The 16591-nt window shown below is 40.2% G+C and carries 15 protein-coding genes and 1 riboswitch; of the genes, 9 read left to right on the top strand and 6 right to left on the bottom strand.

The annotated features are described in order from the left end of the window. Positions 1 to 107 precede the first annotated feature (107 nt). On the bottom strand, positions 108 to 1796 hold the full coding sequence (locus H6G96_RS12565) for a serine/threonine-protein kinase (RefSeq protein WP_190911763.1): 1689 nt from the start codon (positions 1794 to 1796) through the stop codon (positions 108 to 110). 237 nt (positions 1797 to 2033) lie between these two features. On the opposite strand from H6G96_RS12565, the gene H6G96_RS12560 reads away from it, so the two are divergent. Continuing rightward, positions 2034 to 3584 (top strand): phenylacetate--CoA ligase family protein, encoded by a 1551-nt coding sequence (locus H6G96_RS12560; RefSeq protein WP_190911762.1) that lies wholly within the window; start codon positions 2034 to 2036, stop codon positions 3582 to 3584. Positions 3585 to 3642: 58 nt separating this feature from the next. Here the strand turns inward: H6G96_RS12560 and H6G96_RS12555 are convergent, their stop codons facing one another. The 3 genes from H6G96_RS12555 to H6G96_RS12545 form a co-directional block, all read right to left on the bottom strand. Next, entirely contained in the window at positions 3643 to 4251 is a 609-nt protein-coding gene (locus H6G96_RS12555) for a TetR/AcrR family transcriptional regulator (protein WP_190911761.1), read from the bottom strand. A 240-nt stretch (positions 4252 to 4491) separates the two neighbouring features. Then, a complete protein-coding gene (locus tag H6G96_RS12550) occupies positions 4492 to 4989 on the bottom strand; it encodes a GNAT family N-acetyltransferase (RefSeq protein ID WP_190911760.1) in 498 nt (165 codons plus the stop codon). Between the two features lie 161 nt (positions 4990 to 5150). Further along, positions 5151 to 5849 (bottom strand): DJ-1/PfpI family protein, encoded by a 699-nt coding sequence (locus tag H6G96_RS12545; protein ID WP_190911759.1) that lies wholly within the window; start codon positions 5847 to 5849, stop codon positions 5151 to 5153. 321 nt (positions 5850 to 6170) lie between these two features. On the opposite strand from H6G96_RS12545, the gene H6G96_RS12540 reads away from it, so the two are divergent. From H6G96_RS12540 to H6G96_RS12515, 7 genes are all read left to right on the top strand, one after another. Further along, positions 6171 to 6650, top strand: a complete 480-nt coding sequence (locus H6G96_RS12540) for a sulfur transferase domain-containing protein (protein ID WP_190911758.1) — start codon at positions 6171 to 6173, stop codon at positions 6648 to 6650. Between the two features lie 397 nt (positions 6651 to 7047). Next, positions 7048 to 7812: a hypothetical protein gene (locus H6G96_RS12535; protein WP_190911757.1), complete on the top strand. Its 765-nt coding sequence runs from the start codon at positions 7048 to 7050 to the stop codon at positions 7810 to 7812. Further along, positions 7812 to 8288 carry a DUF2726 domain-containing protein gene (locus tag H6G96_RS12530; protein ID WP_190911756.1) on the top strand — a complete coding sequence of 159 codons (477 nt, stop codon included), beginning with the start codon at positions 7812 to 7814 and terminating at the stop codon, positions 8286 to 8288. The genes H6G96_RS12535 and H6G96_RS12530 overlap by 1 nt, the downstream gene beginning before the upstream one ends. 197 nt (positions 8289 to 8485) lie before the next feature. Then, complete coding sequence (locus H6G96_RS42345; protein WP_277932912.1) at positions 8486 to 8611, top strand: hypothetical protein; 126 nt, start codon at positions 8486 to 8488, stop codon at positions 8609 to 8611. Next, complete coding sequence (locus H6G96_RS12525) at positions 8608 to 8823, top strand: hypothetical protein (protein WP_190911755.1); 216 nt, start codon at positions 8608 to 8610, stop codon at positions 8821 to 8823. Before H6G96_RS42345 ends, H6G96_RS12525 begins: the two co-directional genes overlap by 4 nt. Before the next feature lie 75 nt (positions 8824 to 8898). Next, positions 8899 to 8995: riboswitch (TPP riboswitch) on the top strand. 7 nt (positions 8996 to 9002) lie between these two features. After that, positions 9003 to 10376 carry a phosphomethylpyrimidine synthase gene (thiC, locus tag H6G96_RS12520; protein ID WP_190911754.1) on the top strand — a complete coding sequence of 458 codons (1374 nt, stop codon included), beginning with the start codon at positions 9003 to 9005 and terminating at the stop codon, positions 10374 to 10376. A gap of 244 nt (positions 10377 to 10620) precedes the next feature. After that, positions 10621 to 12255, top strand: a complete 1635-nt coding sequence (locus H6G96_RS12515) for a glycosyltransferase family 39 protein (protein WP_206757668.1) — start codon at positions 10621 to 10623, stop codon at positions 12253 to 12255. 90 nt (positions 12256 to 12345) lie between these two features. Here H6G96_RS12515 and H6G96_RS12510 read toward each other — a convergent pair whose 3' ends face one another. After that, entirely contained in the window at positions 12346 to 14334 is a 1989-nt protein-coding gene (locus tag H6G96_RS12510) for a S8 family serine peptidase (protein WP_190911752.1), read from the bottom strand. Between the two features lie 265 nt (positions 14335 to 14599). Here H6G96_RS12510 and H6G96_RS12505 point away from each other — a divergent pair, with 265 nt between their 5' ends. After that, the gene (locus H6G96_RS12505) at positions 14600 to 14959 is read left to right on the top strand and encodes a Rieske (2Fe-2S) protein (protein ID WP_190911751.1); all 360 of its coding nucleotides are present in this window, start codon (positions 14600 to 14602) and stop codon (positions 14957 to 14959) included. A gap of 344 nt (positions 14960 to 15303) precedes the next feature. On the opposite strand, the gene H6G96_RS12500 is transcribed toward H6G96_RS12505, so the two are convergent. Next, the gene (locus H6G96_RS12500; protein WP_190911750.1) at positions 15304 to 15846 is read right to left on the bottom strand and encodes an Hsp20/alpha crystallin family protein; all 543 of its coding nucleotides are present in this window, start codon (positions 15844 to 15846) and stop codon (positions 15304 to 15306) included. Positions 15847 to 16591: the final 745 nt, after the last annotated feature.

Below are 16591 nucleotides of genomic sequence, written 5' to 3'. Positions count from 1 at the left end.
TCAATTTATTAAACTACAGTACTCTGTGTCTTAAACCGTAGTCTATAAAGAAAATTACCGTAATTCATAACTCCTGACTCCTCACTCTTAACTCCTCACTCCTAACTCTATTTTTGTACTTTACTGACTTGATCAGCTGCGATCGCATACCAAATTTGACCAAAAGTCTGTTGATTGAGTTTCCAACGCTGCTGATCAGGAAACAATCGATCAAATTTTTCATTTGTATATTTGTTCAGCTGATCAATTGTATAGTTCCCTAACTGCCCCGATCGTGCTTGTCGTCTCCATGTTTCGTAATCTTTTTGGCTGTATTTACCCAATTTCCGACGAGCTGCTGTACTGAGGTTAGCCTGTTCTATTTTATTCAACAAATCGTCAGCAATACCAGACCATTCATCTCGTAAACCAGCGTCTTCAGATTTAGATGTGAGGCTACGTCCCTTGAGTTCTGGTTTTTTTGTATAAAATAAATTATCTACGAAAGGAATAAAAAATCCTTCAGTAATTTCTAGCTGTTGGCGACGACTGACAATTTCCTGGAGATCACTATTTTTTCCTTTGTCACTGACTGGTTTACCAATCGGATTAGGAAACTGGGGAATTTCCGGTAAGGAAATTGTTGGAATAGTGATTGAAGTTACAGTACGAATGACTGCATTTCCCGCCGCTAAAGTTAATCCAACTAAAGCCGTTCCCCCTAAACTGATCACAAAAGGGCGAATCCAAACAGGCCAAGATATCGGTTTAGCAATCGCTTGCGTTTTGCTCTGGAATCTACTCACAATACCACTGGCACGTTGTTTTCCCGGAGCAACTACCATCGTCTTGAGCTTGGTAGTAATATAATTACCTGTGGATTTAGATTTAGTTGCAGTTGGCGATGGTAAATCTTTGAGGATTTGCTCGGCTCGTTGGTAGCGATCGCTCGGTTTATAAGCCAGCATTCTTTTTAACACCGCTTCGAGTTGGGGACTAACTCGAATTTCCTTTCCCCATCTCCAAATCCCCTGGTAGCTATCGTATAATTTTTGCGGTTCTTGCCCTGTAAGTAACACCAGTGATGTCACCGCTAAAGAATATAAATCACTACTAAAAAATGCTTTCCCCTGCCGTAACTGTTCTTCTGGAGCGTAGCCTTTTTTACCCAGCAAAGTATTATTTTCAGCTAGCTTAGTCCGCCAAAAACCTTGAGAAGCTGGCAATTGCTTGACACCACCAAAATCAATCAGCACTGGTAAATTATCAGAACGCCGCCAAATCAAATTGTCGGGAGAGATATCACGGTGAACTACATCTCGTGAGTGGATGTAAGATAACACAGGTAAAATCTGTTGCAGGAGGGTGATTACTTCCTCTTCACTGAAAGTCTTTCCTTGACTCTCGCGTTGTTCTAATAGTTGGTAGTAATTATCACCATCCACATAATCTTGCACTAGAAAGAAAAAATCTTTAGCGCCTATCTTCACTTGTAGCGAGGTATGAAAACACGGAATTTGTGGATGCTGAAGTTTTTTCAGAACATTTGCTTCTCGCTCAAATAACTCTTTAGCTTTTTGTAAATCTTGATGTTCTTGTACTTGGGGTGCAAATTCCTTCAACACACAGGTTTGATGGGATTTATTTATATCCTCCGCCAAATAGGTGCGTCCAAAGCCGCCTTGCCCTAAATGACGAATAATTTGATAGCGATTATCCACCACCTGTCCCACAGCAAGAGGTAATGGCTCACCACAATGGGTACAAAAGCGGTTATTACCATTATTTGTGTGTTGTTTACTGCAATAGAGCTGCATGGTGCCCAAGGATAGATTAAGGTTTTATTGATTAACTACAACGCGCATACCCTTATTTTCGGATATCCTACGAATTACGAATTACGTAAAGCCTGCGGCATAGCTACGCTTTAAGCGTAGCGGTAGCGAGTCTGCGTACTCCTGCAAAGAAGCAAGTTATGCCTAGCGTCTTGCAGAGAGCGTCATTACGAATTATTTTAACGGTGTTGGTTCTACTTCAGGATAAAAACAAGCGTTATGAACCGCAAGCCACGACAACAGCAAACAATTAAAGCATTTGAAGATTTTTTGTCTACCCCCCTAGAAACAGTACTGCAACGACATCTCAACACTCAAAGTTCGGCAGCTTTAGCTTTATTTCACGATGTGGCGGCTAATGTACCTGCCTACAAAGCTTTTTTAGCAGAGAGGGAAATTAATCCCGCAACTATTCAAACCTTAGAGGAGTTTCAAAAATTACCAGCGATCGCTAAACAAAATTATATACTGCGTTACCCTTTAGCTGACTTGTGCCGCAACGGACAATTAGAAGCGTGCGACATGATAGCTGCTTCATCAGGTTCTAGTGGGAAACCGACATTTTGGCCCCGTTTTTTCACAGATGAACTCCAAATCACCACACGCTTTGAACAGATTTTTCACGATAGTTTCCATACAGATACTAGACGTACTTTAGCTGTGATTTGTTTCAGTTTGGGCACTTGGGTAGGTGGAATGTTCACCACTAATTGCTGTCGTTATCTTGCTAGCAAAGGTTATCCCATCACTGTAATTACTCCTGGTAACAACAAAGAAGAAATCTTGCGAGTTGTCCAAGAACTAGGTTCAGCATTTAAACAAGTAGTGTTATTGGGATACCCGCCATTTTTAAAAGATGTGATTGATACTGGTATCGCTCGTGGCGTGGAGTGGCAACAATATCAGATTAAGTTAGTGATGGCGGGAGAAGTATTTAGTGAAGAATGGCGGAGTTTAGTTGGCGAAAGAATTGGTTCACAAAATCCTTGCTATGATTTTGCATCACTTTACGGTACTGCGGATGCAGGAGTTTTGGGTAATGAAACCCCCTTAAGTATCTGCATTCGCCGTTTTTTGGCACAAAATCCTGATGCAGCTAGAGCTTTATTTGGGGAATCGCGCTTACCTACACTAGTACAATATGATCCCTTCACTCGCTTTTTTGAAGTTCAAGATGGCGGATTGTTGTTTTCTGGAGATAACGGTATTCCCTTAGTGCGTTATGACATCTTGGATACTGGCGGAATAATTAGCTATGATGCCATGCTGCAATTTTTAGCAGAATGGGAATTTAACCCTGTTGCAGCGTTAGAGAACTCAGCACTGCCTCAACGCCCGGCTATCACTAACAGCACTCCCCACTCCCCTAGAGGTATTCATCAACTACCTTTTGTTTATGTCTTCGGCCGTTCTAACTTTACAGTTTCCTACTTTGGCGCAAATATATATCCAGAAAATGTAACGGTGGGATTAGAGCAACCAGTAATTCAAGAATGGGTGACGGGTAAATTTGTATTGCAGGTAAAAGAAGATGCTGATAAAAACCGATTTTTATCTGTGGTTGTAGAGTTAGCACCAGGGGTAGAGGGTAGTGAAGCTCAAAAACAAGCGATCGCATTTTCCATTCTTTCACAACTGCTACGCCTAAATAGCGAGTTTGCTAATTATGTTCCCCCAGAATATCAAACACCACAAGTTACATTAGCCCCAATGGGTGATTCTGAATATTTTCCCATTGGAGTGAAGCATCGTTATACCCGTCAGAGGTAGTTTTTCCCTCTCTTCCATGTGCAATGGTTTGCAGTATAGGTAATTATTTATTAACAATTTAGAGAACAGTAGCACTGATACCGCATACAAAAATATCTACACAGGTTTCAATATAGTCATCACAGCTATAGTTGCCTTGATTGAATTTTGCACTGCGGCATAGCATTCCAGCTAACAGCATTCCTGTAAACATATCGACTGCTGGAAATGGATCAAGGTTTGCTTTAACAATGCCTCGTTTCTGACTCGATTGCAGATAAGCTACCAGTTTTTCCTCTAAAGGCTTGGCAGCTTCTTGAATCACTTGTTTGGCTGCCTCCGGATGACGTTTGGCTTCTCCAATGAAGGTACGAATTAAGTCTTCCTGTGCCTCAAGCATAGTATTGTAAAGAATGGCATACTGTTTTAAATCAATTTTTAGATCCTGTGTCCAGGCTTCGGGGTGTGCAAGAGCTTCTGTCTGAAGCGCTAAGGCATTTTCAATTACTGCTCCCAAAAGTTGTTCTTTGCTAGCAAAGTGGCGAAATAAAGTTACCTCATTCACACCAGCAACACGAGCTATTTCACGGGTAGTTGCTCCTTGAACACCTAAACTGGCAAATACTTGCGAGGCGGCTTCTATCAAACGTGTACGGGTGAGAGTTGATGAACGGATGGTTTTATTCATTTATGATGGCAAGTACTTACTTACATCATAGGTTATACGGAAAAAGTTGTTGCAACTTGGAGAAATTAATCTTGATACCAGCATTCTTAAACTTATTCAAAATTTTGTATAGGAATCAATTTTGATTTCAAAACTTATTTGCATAGGCAGAAATTAGGGAGTATAGAATAAGAAATCAGCCTTTTTGAGTTGTACGGAGTTTTTTCAAAAATCAAATATGAGTCTTATATATGCTCAAATTTATGTCGGTGCAATAGCTAATATTTTGCTCATTTTAGTAACTGGAACAACTACCCCACTTCTTAAATAATGAGGCTCTCTTTGGATAGCAGTAAATCCTAGTCGTAAATAAAAACCTTCGGCATAAAGGCTAGCAGTTGTAATTACCTTATCTATACCTTGATCAATCGCTTCATCGCAAAAATGTTGAACTAAGATACGCCCGAACCCTTGACCTTGATATTTAGGATGAACATATAGACCGATTAGTTCATCAACAATAAAACTAGCAAAACCTATAATAACATTTCCCTTGATGGCAACCCTGCAAGTTTCTACTTTCATACTCTTCAAGATATTTGAACCATCAGGTTTGTTGCGGTAATTACGCCAAGCTAAAAGTTCTTTTTGGGTATAGAAAGTTGCAGGTAAAGCTTTAATAGCGGCAATATGAATTGCACTCAGTACCCACGCATCTGTTTCCTGGGCAGGCCGAAGAAATATTTCGTTAGCACTCATAAGTTCAGGACTGGCATTCAGATTATATGCCTGTTTGACTTTCTTATACAAAGATATCAACTTTGGTTATAAGAGGTTTTAGTTGCATAGGTGTAACCCATTGTAGACATCGCAACACATCAACTAGCCAAATTCTCAACTGCTTTGCCGATCTTATCAGTTTACAATTGTGTCACAACTCGCTGGACAATTTGCCGTCTAATTTCTTGAAAATTTTGGCTCGCATTTGTAACATGAGCAAGTACAGCCGCAGGGGCAGTATGAGGAGAACCACTATTAAAAGGGGGTTGGGGATTGTATTCGATTTTTAGTTGAATTTCTTGGGCGATCGCTTCCCCGAATAACTCAGCAGCTAAAGTTAGCCCAAAATCAATGCCTGCTGTCACACCGCCGCCTGTAATTCGATTGCGATCAACGACAACTCTTTGTGCAACTGTCTCAACTCCCAGTATCTCAAGTAAATCTAATGATAGCCAGTGAGTAGTGGCGCGATAGCCCTGAAGTAACCCCGCCCCCGCCAGTAACAAAGAGCCAGTGCAGACAGCTGTAACGTAGCGGGCTTGTTTCCCTTGAGTTTTTAAGAAGTCGAGAAACTTTCCATCTTCCATTTTGGCATTGATACCTGGGCCTCCTGGCACAAATAACACATCTAAGGCTGGGGCTTGAGCAAAGGTTGTGTCAGGTAGAAAGGTAAGTCCGCAATCGCTCCGAATCGGTTCGAGTGTTTCCGCCAGCAGGTATAATTGCACGTTTGGCAATTTTGCAAAGACTTCATAGGGCCCCGTGAAATCCAACTGCGTCACATTTGGAAACAACACTATCCCAATAGATAGAGAAGAAACTTGCTCTGTTGCAATCATTATTTATGTCCTTGTTAACGAAAATCCTGATTTTATTGCTCCCTTAACTTGCCCAATAGTATAACCTCTGAGTTATAAGTTACAGCAATAACATCATCTGAATCTATAACAAATTATAATTTACCTTAAATCTATCGACAAACCGTATATTATAAATAAAGCAATAAAATAACCTACTTAAAAAGGCATATTTTGAATTAATCAAGCAATATATTGTGATATTTAGCTAATTTTGTGTTTTTTATTTAAATATCTTTTTAAAGCTTGCTAATTCAAGTATTTACCAAGCTGGAACCCATTAGAGAGTTAAAAGGAGTGAATGTGATCAACGCCATACAGATTAACGAAAACTTGACAACAACAGGACAAGTTATACCAAAACAGCTTGAGCAAGCTATCCAAGAAGGTTTTAAGTCTGTTTTAAATCTGCGATCGCCTGATGAGGTAGGATTTTCCCAGGATGAGCAAAAAGTAGCGGAAGCATTGGGGTTGCATTACACAAATGTCCCACTCAAGGTAGATTTAAAAAATTTGAATGAAGAGGCAATTACCAAAATCCTCACGACACTAGAACAAATTCCTAAACCAGTAGTTGTGCATTGTGCAGCCGGGATGCGATCGACTGGAATTGCGCTTTTAAGTATTGCTATCCAGGAAGGATTAACACCAGAGGAAACCTTAGCAAGAGCTAAGAATCTGGGTTTTGGATTCTTTGAACACGCTGGCGTTAGTCCTCGACTGAAGCAATTATTTGTGGACTACGTTAGCAAATATGCGAAAGTAGTCGCGGCTACTTGCTGAAACAGATGTACTTAGGTAAGGTGTTACGCATTTAACTTGAACATTTACATGAAGGCTGATGACTGATGACTAATGACTGTTAACGTCAACAGTTAACAACCGTAAAGAGTGTTTATACAATTTAGAAACCTCGCCCTGCCTTGAAATTTCGTTCAAGTCTGTCCCTCTCCGAGTCGGAGAGGGACGGTTTTGCGTAGTAAAACCAGGGAGAGGTTTCTTTTAGCCAGGTGGGTGAAGGGCGTGAGGGTGCGATCGCCTTTAGTATAGCCATCAAGCTATGGAGAGAATTAGCACTTACAATCAAATCTAAAAATCTTATCTAAGACTATTGGATTATTTCAGAATAAGCGTTACACTGTTTCCATGAACCTAAGCTAAGGTTTTTGGAAATTAACTTATGTCAAAAATTATATACGATGTTATCCAGCGTTTTGAGGTAGAAAACGGCGTTCCCCGTTTGATTTCAACAAACATCCAGGTGATTGAAGGCGGGGAAGATTTAATGTCTTTAGCTACCAGTCTGCTGGATAAACTTGGCTTTTATAACAAGTTTCAGGAAAAACGTACATCTCAATACATAGGATATAAATTGAAAAATCCTGGAAAAGGAGCTAAACGTTATCAGCTTGTTTTTGCTCAAAGAAAAGAAGGTTTATCCATTTCTATTCCTCAAGAGATATTAGAGCCATATTTACTAAAGCTAAACTTTTCAATCAATTTTTTTACAAAAATGCCCGAATTGGAAAACGTAGTAACAATGTTTCATGAAATATCAAAATTTTATTGGATAATACCTAGTAAGAAAAACATTTTTTTTGATTTAAGCAAAGAATATAGAGAAACTTTTAAAGGACAAATTATAGGAGATTTTGAATTGAATTTTGATGGGATAGCTTATAAAGAAGCAAAAAATGCTTATTCTGATTCTAAAATTCAGAATATTAATGATATGCAACTCGTTGACATAATACAAAACAAATATATAAATAAGCATCCACTTTCAAATTCTTTGGATAATAGTGACTGTTGCTTAAACATTGGTAAAGGCGACATAGGTAAAGACAAGCTTTTTAACTATGCATATCAAGTTGCAATAAATTCAAAAGAAGTGTTAGAAGAATTTATTATTTATTTTGCAAAAATACTCATGGAGCAACAATAATGCCTCTCAAAATCAAAAGGCTAGTTAATGCATACGAAGAAAGGATGCTAGAGTTTTTGCAAACTTGTGTAGATGATAGTTATAAAATTCATACACAGGTTAGCTTATGCCAATTTTGCGAACTAGATAACAGCATTGATTGGGAACTCAAAAAATTTTTCTTTAGCTCTAATGTGGATGCCTTAATAACAGACTATGATTATAAACCTTGTTTGGTCGTAGATTTTCAGTCTTCATATCATGACTCCGATGAAGCAAAGGAGCGCGATCGCAAAAAAGCAACTTTACTCGCTCTTGCAGAGGTTCCCTTACTTTATTCACGGGTGAAAGACTTTGGATTACTACATCTTTACTCTCAATCTGAAGAAGTAGTATGTAATTTATTTACAGGAAAGCGACGCGAAAATGCCCAAGCTCTAATTAGAAAGTATTGCGAACAATCTTTTTCTTCTGATGTTCGAGTTACAGCTTGTTAAACTATAAGATGTTTGCACGGTCATAGCCATAAATATCAGCGATATCTTCGGCTGTAAACTATGCAAAATTAACAAACTATGGTACAGGGTCGGCTCCATTAAATTACTATAAAATATAAATAAGCTTTTATATCAAAGGAGCGGTTATCCTTCCAACAGCAGCACAAGCCCTTAAATGTGTCTACCTATGTCAATTATTGACGACTGCCTACAAACTAATTTACATGGTGCGTCTAGATGAGCGCACTGGAAAAATATTCATCTTGGCTGGAGAAGATATAGAAATTCTGATTAGTCTTGATGGCAACTGGGAATATCCATGAGTAAACTAAACTTTGATGCTATGAGCAAGGCAGAATTACGCGCCTACGTCATTGCACACCAAGATGATCAAGAGGCTTTTTACGCACTTGCGGATCGTTTGACGGCAAAACCTCCCTCTGCGACTTATCCCGGATCAATGACTCCAGAGGAAATCCACAAGGCAGTATTAGACATTATTCAACAGAAACAGCGTAGGCGCAGCCCGTCATAGACATCGCCAAACTCCGAAAAAACAGCATAAATTGTTAACACTCTTGCTCCCAGATAGAACGAAGGTGATACACTACATCCATGCTAGGGGTGCCTATATAACGAGGCTGAGATCACACCCTTAACACCTGAGTCTGGGTAATACCAGCGGAGGGAAGCTGTTTATTGAGGAATTACAATATGCGGACAGAATGGGTTGCTAAACGACGTGGGCAGGTTAATGTATCTCAAATGCACTACGCCCGCCAAGGTGTTATCACCGAAGAAATGCACTACGTCGCCCAACGGGAAAACCTCCCGGCTGATCTCATTCGTGAGGAAGTGGCGCGGGGACGAATGATTATCCCCGCTAATATAAATCACACCAACCTAGAGCCGATGGCTATTGGCATCGCCTCCAAATGTAAAGTAAATGCTAATATTGGCGCTTCCCCCAACTCTTCTAATCTTCAAGAAGAAGTTGATAAGCTGAATCTGGCGGTGAAGTACGGTGCTGATACCGTGATGGATTTATCCACAGGCGGCGGTAACTTGGATGAAATTCGTACCGCCATCATTAAGGCTTCACCTGTTCCCATTGGTACAGTGCCAGTTTATCAAGCTTTAGAAAGTGTCCACGGCACAATCGAAAACCTGACTGCTGATGATTTTCTCCATATCATCGAAAAGCACGCCCAGCAGGGGGTAGACTATCAAACTATCCACGCAGGGATTTTGATTGAGCATTTGCCTTTGGTAAGAAACCGCATCACTGGTATTGTCTCTCGCGGCGGCGGTATTCTGGCGCGGTGGATGCTACATCACCACAAACAAAACCCGCTTTATACCCACTTCCAAGATATTATTGAGATTTTCAAAAAATATGATGTCTCCTTCAGTTTAGGAGATTCCCTGCGTCCTGGCTGTACCCATGATGCCTCAGATGAAGCACAATTAGCTGAATTGAAAACCCTTGGACAGCTAACTCGCAAAGCCTGGGAAGATGATGTACAGGTTATGGTGGAAGGGCCTGGACACGTCCCAATGGATCAAATTGAATTTAACGTCCGTAAGCAAATGGAAGAGTGTTCTGAAGCACCTTTCTATGTTTTGGGGCCATTGGTGACAGATATTGCTCCCGGTTATGACCACATCACTTCAGCCATTGGAGCGGCAATGGCTGGATGGTACGGTACTGCAATGCTGTGCTATGTAACACCTAAAGAACATTTGGGTCTACCAGATGCCGAAGATGTGCGCAATGGGTTGATTGCCTATAAAATAGCGGCCCATGCGGCTGATATTGCTAGACATCGCCCTGGTGCAAGAGATAGAGATGATGAACTTTCCAAGGCGCGTTACAACTTTGATTGGAACCGTCAGTTTGAATTATCACTCGATCCAGAAAGAGCTAAGGAATATCATGATGAAACTCTGCCCGCAGATATCTATAAAACTGCTGAGTTTTGTTCGATGTGTGGGCCTAAGTTCTGCCCAATGCAAACTAAGGTTGATGCTGATGCGCTGACAGAATTAGAGAAGTTCTTGGCGAAAGAAACTGTGACTCAAAGCTAACAGATTATTAGATCGAGTCCAGTTGAATCCCTATGGCTCACATGGATGAGATATAGGATAGAGGGCGCACAGCTAGCTGTGTGCCCCCATTAGTTCATATGTGAGAGAGTATGGAAGGAGAAGCGTCTACCACGTCTATGGAGAGAGGTTTTCCAGATACCGTAAAAACTCAGATATATGATGCGTAAGTCTTAAATTTTTGTATCCAAAGTCAAATAAACTGATAAATTAAAAATTATTATTGATGATATCTGCTTTTATGCCTGACTCATCTAAAACAATTCAAAAAAAATATGATGATTTATTCTTTAATAGTTTCAAACAACTAACTGTTGTTTTAATAGTCATGGGGATATTGATAAGATTTATCAATCTTGATGAAAAAATAACTTGGGCAGATGAAACATTTACTTATTTAAGAATTTATGGTTACACCAAATCAGATTTAATGCAAGAAGTAGTTAATAGCCAAATATTAACTGCTGGAACATTATTAGAAAAATATCAAAGCCCTGGAGTTGGAAAAAGTATCATTGATACTGTTAAAGGTTTAGCGTTAGAAGATCCAAAACATCCACCTCTATATTTTGTGATGACAAATTTGTGGGTGCAATGCTTTGGAAGTACAGTCGCAGCCACAAGAAGTTTTTCTGCCTTTATAAGTTTATTAGTTTTTCCTGCTCTTTATTGGCTATGCCAGGAATTATTTCAATCAAAAATCGTCGGTTTAGTAGCAATTGCCATTATAGCTGTATCACCATTTTATCTTGTGTATGCCCAAGAAGCAAGAATGTATAGTTTTTCTACACTAAATATCTTGTTATCTAGTGCTGCATTGCTCAGAGCAATCAGGTTACATACAAAATCAAGTTGGAGTATTTATTCTGTTACTTTATTGATAGGATTATATACAAATTTACTGTTTAGTCTGGTAGCGATTGGGCAAGGCCTTTATGTAGCTGTCAATAAAAGACTCCGAAGCAGAAAAATATTGATTGCTTATCTGAGCGCATTATTAGCTGGAGTATTAGCTTTTCTTCCTTGGTTATTTTTAATAATTACTCAATCAGATAAAGTTCAAGAAACAATAAAATGGTCGAAGCTTATTGTGCCGCTAAATGATTTAGTAGATTTATGGCAAATTAATTGGGCGCGTATTTTTTTTGATATAACATCGAAATCTAGTTACTCAGATCAGTTACAAAACAATCTATGGTTTTTAATTATTAGACTGTTAGTAATTTTATTATTTTATGCAGTTTACTTTCTCTGTCGTAAAACGCCCAAGTCAACTTGGTCTTTTATTCTAATATTAATTTTATTGACAGCATTAGCTCAAGCCATACCCGATCTAGTTTTTGGTGGGATTCGTTCGATTATTATTAGATACTCAATCCCTGTTTATTTAGGATGCCATTTAGCTGTGGCTTATTTATTAGCTCAGAAAGCTATCTTATCTCCAAATACAAATATGCGTAAGCATTTATGGAGATTATTACTCGTTGGGTTAATTTCTTTACAAATCGTATCATGTTTGATTATTTTACCGAAAAAAACTTGGTGGAATAAAGCTTATAATTCCGACAATATTCCTATAGTAAATATTATTAAGCAATCTTCAAACCCTTTAATTATTTGTTTAAACTGTGGGAGAGATTGGGGTTGGGGAAATGTATTATCTCTAAGTTATCTTTTAGAACCAGAAACAAAATTTCAATTATTTCCTGAAACAAATATTAAAGAAATTCCTGATACCTTTACTGATGTGTTTTTCCTCAATGCTTCTGAAAAATTACAAGATACTTTGAAAAAGGAACACGGCTTGAACATAGGTTTAGTTTTCAAGCAGAATCTATCTCTATGGAAATTAAAAAAATGAAAAACTCCATCCCCTTGTGGGTGAAGTTTTTGGGCATGGGGAACGGGGAATGGGTCATGGGGAAGAAGTTACCAATGCCCGTCGCTTTCATTAAAATTCAATTTCAATGATCAAGCTGCGAATCTTTCCTGTATCTGCGTCAGCTTTATCTGCAACTTCCAGAGTCCAGGTTCCTTGGGGACTTTTACCTTTAAAGGCAGCAAGTTTAAGGGTATTTACCTCGTTATAGGTTGTTTTAATATTATCTGTAGCTCCGCCCTGGCGATCATGCAGAATTACAGGAAGTACGCCTGTTTGCACTGGGGGAAAGAGAGTAACTACAAGGTCACCAATAAAAGTATGCTCGATGTCTACATTAACTTTGATAGATTTTATCAGGCTAGTACTAGCGATCGCCAACGACAATGTTGATGTTTGTAAGTCGTTAATTGGGATATCTTGTACTGCCTTAAAAACGCTGATGGGCAATGTTTGCGCCGGTTTGGCCAATTCTACAGCTTTGAGAGCATTGATTCGACCGTAACCGTAAAAGGGACTACGACCATTAGCATCATATTTACCTCCAGCTTGATCAATACGATCGCAGGAGCGTTTAATAATATCTCGTACTTCGTCCCAACGCAGATTTGGATTTCTGGCAATAATCAAAGCTGCTACACCAGCTGCACCTGGACAAGAACTGGAAGTTCCGCCGAATTCGTTCGTGTAATTGCCTCCATTGTCACCCAGATTTCGATTACCCGAATTATAACCAACCATACCACAGCGATCGGTTGTCCAAACTCCTGGAGTTTGAGAACTGTTGCCATTGTTGCTGGGGAAAGCGCACCAGACGGCCTGACCAAAATCACTATAAGAGCTTCTCGTGCCGTAGTCGTTACAAGCTGCCACAGCAATCACTTTTTGGTAGCTGGCGTAGCCATCATTATCCACGCTTTCGTTACCATTGCCAGCCGCAAATAAAATTACACAGCCTTTGCCATTGCGTCCCTTATTGATTGCAAAATCCATAGCAAGCCGTGTGGAGTCAGGCAAAGGCACTTTTTGGTTATGTACAGGATCGTTTGGTTCAAACCAAGCACCGTCTGCTGGCCCCCAGCTACAAGAAATGATATCAGCACCATTTTGAGCCGCCCAAACAAAAGCATCTGCTTCATCCTGCGATCCGAGTGCCGAGGCTAAACGAATCGGCATCAGCTTTGCACCCGGTGCCACACCAGATGCACCAAAGTTGCCATTTGCACAAGCTACTCCTGCACAACCTGTCCCGTGGTTATTATCGTTTCCCGGTCTGGGATTGTCAGTTTTACGTGTGACATCACGTGGGGCAACAATTTTTCCAGAGGAACGGAACTCTTCATGATCCAGATCCACGCCGTCGTCAATAATTGCAATAATTGTTCCTGTGCCATCGCTCAACTTCCAAGCTGCCTCAACGTTGGCATGGGCATTGATTACCTTACCATTAATTGTTGTTTGCTTTAAGTGCCACTGCTGCGGAGAAATCTGACGTTGGCGTGATTCACGCACTAGTTCAGGATGGCACAGCTCAACTGATTCTTCATTTAAAAGTCTTTCGGCGATGTCAAAGATGGCTATACCAGTATTTGCAGATGCACTGACAAAGTAAGCATTTGAAGCATATTCCAGTTGGCGTTTGATTGTTAAATCATAACGTCTTAAGACCTCTTGACAAACCGTTAACTCTTCTTCGTTATGGAATTTAAGGAAGAGGTTTTCGGTGTAAATTACAGGTTGTTGGGATACTGGATCGACAAGAACACGTCCGGCAAATTGGACTTGAGGCTCTTGGTTGAGAATTTCACGAGCGCGATCGCGCAAAGCCACACCTTCAGTCGGAACTTTCGTTCGCAAAATTTCTACACCCGCTTGCCGAAACCGTGTTGCTAACTCGAATTGGTTAAGAATGCTGCGAACTGTAGGTGATATCGGTGCAACTTCAAAGGGTCTTGCACCAATAAGCGCGCTGCGGTTTTCGGTACGCACTACAAGATGTTCGTCACTGATAGCAAGTTCATATTGTTGACCGTTCTGCCCACCATAGCGAACTTGAACCATAATTTTATCTCCTGGGATATTTGGAATATTAAAGTGACACTATCTTAGGGACTTCCAAATAAAAAAATATACCATTGCTATAGAGGCAGGAGGCAAGGGGAGGGAAAGTCATAGTGAAGTCCAGAAATTGGATAATTTATTTTTTGGAGTTCCCTTAAAAAAATGTTTAAGTTTTATCCTTTTGCACTGCCCAGGATTGAAAGGCGATCGTACTGGTCAAAATTGCGGGAAACTAAAAGCAGATTAATTAGGAAAGGAGAACCTAATGAGTTGGACTAAAGTTCTTGCAGTTGAAGCACTTTCCCCAGGTACGCGACAAGTGGTGAAAGTAGGCAACCGGAAAATTCTGGTTTTGAATCACGAAAATCAGCTTTATGCTGTAGATAACAACTGTCCCCACTTAAAATTACCGTTGAAAAGTGGGAAAATCACTGAAGATGGAGCGATCGTTTGTACGTTCCATCGTAGTGCTTTTGACCTAAAGACTGGTGAGGTAAAAGGCTGGTGTTCCTGGCCACCTGGTGTAGGTAAAGTACTTTCGATGGTTTCGCCACAAAAAGTATTGCCAGTATTTCCGATTCGTGTAGAAGAAGGCAGTATCTGGGTTGATGTGCAAGAGCAATAGCGCCATCCCCCTGAATTTCTTGCAATATACTAGTACAGCGTGGCATCAATCAAGCTACCATCTGAAACAGCAAAAGCCTTGATATACAAAACTTTCGACTTTTGAACGCCAGTTGCTACCCTGCGGGAACGCTAAGAGCGTAGCTTGCTTCCCCGTAGGGGTACAAGTCGGGAAACCCGCCCAACGCACTGGCTCCTTTTGACTTCCGCCTTGCGGTACTAGTCTATCTATTTTTTAGGAGTTAAGCGACAAAACCCCAGCCGATATGTTTAGCTGGGGTTTATCTCAAAATGTACCTATTCCCAAGATATAGGAACTATTAAATGGGAAAATAGAACATTTCCTCAAGCAGTTTGAACACTTTGTTGTGATGTAATGTTGGGTTGTGCGTTACCATTACCAGCTTCTATAGAAGCTGTAGCACTTTGAGCGTTGCCTAAATTGACTTTGAATACCTTGGTTTGTTCTTGTTCGAGTTTAGGTAAGGTCAGAATTAAAATCCCATCTTTCATATCTGCCTTAACTTGTTGATTCTGAACTTTGCTTGGTAGAGGAACTATTCTAGTGAAGTTGCCATACCGGAATTCAGAATGAACTTTAGCGTTAGATTCAGAATGTTTTTCGTAACGATGCTCACCAGAAATCGAAACTGCATCTTGAGTAACTTGAACATCCAGGTTTTTAGCTTCCACACCTGGAATCTCAACTCTTAATACGAACTCTGAACCATTATCAGATAATTCAACAGCAGGAACCCAGGCTGTTCTCGGTGATGTAGAAATATCAGAGTTGCCGCGCTCGGCTGCTGTAAGCTCAGAGAAGAGTTGATCCATTTGCCGACGCAGAATTTCCATTTCACGGAATGGTTCCCAACGAATGAGTGCCATATCGTAATCTCTCCTTAACTTTATAATTCACTTTTGATTAATCAAACAAAGTTTTAGAGGTATCTAGAGGTTTCAGATATTTAATCGATTATCGAACCTCTACTTTTTAGAGAGAAGTTTTATTTGCTTTCTTTCCTCTCTCTAGTAACTAATTTAATAAAATAAAAATCTAAAAAAAGTTGGGTAAACCGTACAGACATAAGTTGGATTTACCGTATTAAACAAAAAAGCAATGAAAAGCTTCACTCATTAAACCTGGAGAACCCTACCCCGCAAAGGCTACACTTTGTCTCCCCTCCCCGGCTTGCCTACGCCAAGGTGGTTTCATACGAAAAAAGAAAAATACATAAGTCTTGATTTCTCGTTTTGTGGCATAGCTTTTTACCCCTCTCCAAACCTCTCCCTCCGTGGGCTACGGTGTACACACAAGTCTTGAAAAGTTGCCCCACAGCCTTTTTATCCCCGCAACCCCTTTCTCTTGAAAAGCAAAGTTGTTTCATTCCCTCAAAAGCTCAAAAAAGACTTGTGTTGTGAACGAAAGCACTTGTGTTGTGAACGAAAGCACTTGTGTTCTGGACGAAAGCACTTGTGTTCTGGACGAAAGCACTTGTGTTCTGGACGAAAGCACTTGTGTTCTGGACGAAAGCACTTGTGTTCTGGACGAAAGCACTTGTGTTCTGAACGAAAGCACTTGTGTTCTGAACGAAAGCACTTGTGTTCTGAACGAAAGCACTTGTGTTCTGGA

Origin of the sequence: Nostoc sp. FACHB-892, from assembly GCF_014698795.1 — a bacterium.
Classification (GTDB): Bacteria; Cyanobacteriota; Cyanobacteriia; order Cyanobacteriales; family Nostocaceae; genus Nostoc.
Note: the sequence above shows the minus strand (reverse complement) of the source record. Positions and strands in the feature narration are given on the sequence as shown.

Excerpts from the sequence above, each read along its gene's own strand:
- H6G96_RS12550 (WP_190911760.1), bottom strand. The coding sequence starts at position 4,989 with ATGAGTGCTAACGAAATATTTCTTCGGCCTGCCCAGGAAACAGATGCG.
- H6G96_RS12560 (WP_190911762.1), top strand. The coding sequence starts at position 2,034 with ATGAACCGCAAGCCACGACAACAGCAAACAATTAAAGCATTTGAAGAT.
- H6G96_RS12535 (WP_190911757.1), top strand. The coding sequence starts at position 7,048 with ATGTCAAAAATTATATACGATGTTATCCAGCGTTTTGAGGTAGAAAAC.
- H6G96_RS12500 (WP_190911750.1), bottom strand. The coding sequence starts at position 15,846 with ATGGCACTCATTCGTTGGGAACCATTCCGTGAAATGGAAATTCTGCGT.
- thiC (WP_190911754.1), top strand. The coding sequence starts at position 9,003 with ATGCGGACAGAATGGGTTGCTAAACGACGTGGGCAGGTTAATGTATCT.
- H6G96_RS12530 (WP_190911756.1), top strand. The coding sequence starts at position 7,812 with ATGCCTCTCAAAATCAAAAGGCTAGTTAATGCATACGAAGAAAGGATG.
- H6G96_RS12505 (WP_190911751.1), top strand. The coding sequence starts at position 14,600 with ATGAGTTGGACTAAAGTTCTTGCAGTTGAAGCACTTTCCCCAGGTACG.
- H6G96_RS12545 (WP_190911759.1), bottom strand. The coding sequence starts at position 5,849 with ATGATTGCAACAGAGCAAGTTTCTTCTCTATCTATTGGGATAGTGTTG.
- H6G96_RS12510 (WP_190911752.1), bottom strand. The coding sequence starts at position 14,334 with ATGGTTCAAGTTCGCTATGGTGGGCAGAACGGTCAACAATATGAACTT.
- H6G96_RS12555 (WP_190911761.1), bottom strand. The coding sequence starts at position 4,251 with ATGAATAAAACCATCCGTTCATCAACTCTCACCCGTACACGTTTGATA.
- H6G96_RS12515 (WP_206757668.1), top strand. The coding sequence starts at position 10,621 with ATGATATCTGCTTTTATGCCTGACTCATCTAAAACAATTCAAAAAAAA.
- H6G96_RS12565 (WP_190911763.1), bottom strand. The coding sequence starts at position 1,796 with ATGCAGCTCTATTGCAGTAAACAACACACAAATAATGGTAATAACCGC.
- H6G96_RS12525 (WP_190911755.1), top strand. The coding sequence starts at position 8,608 with ATGAGTAAACTAAACTTTGATGCTATGAGCAAGGCAGAATTACGCGCC.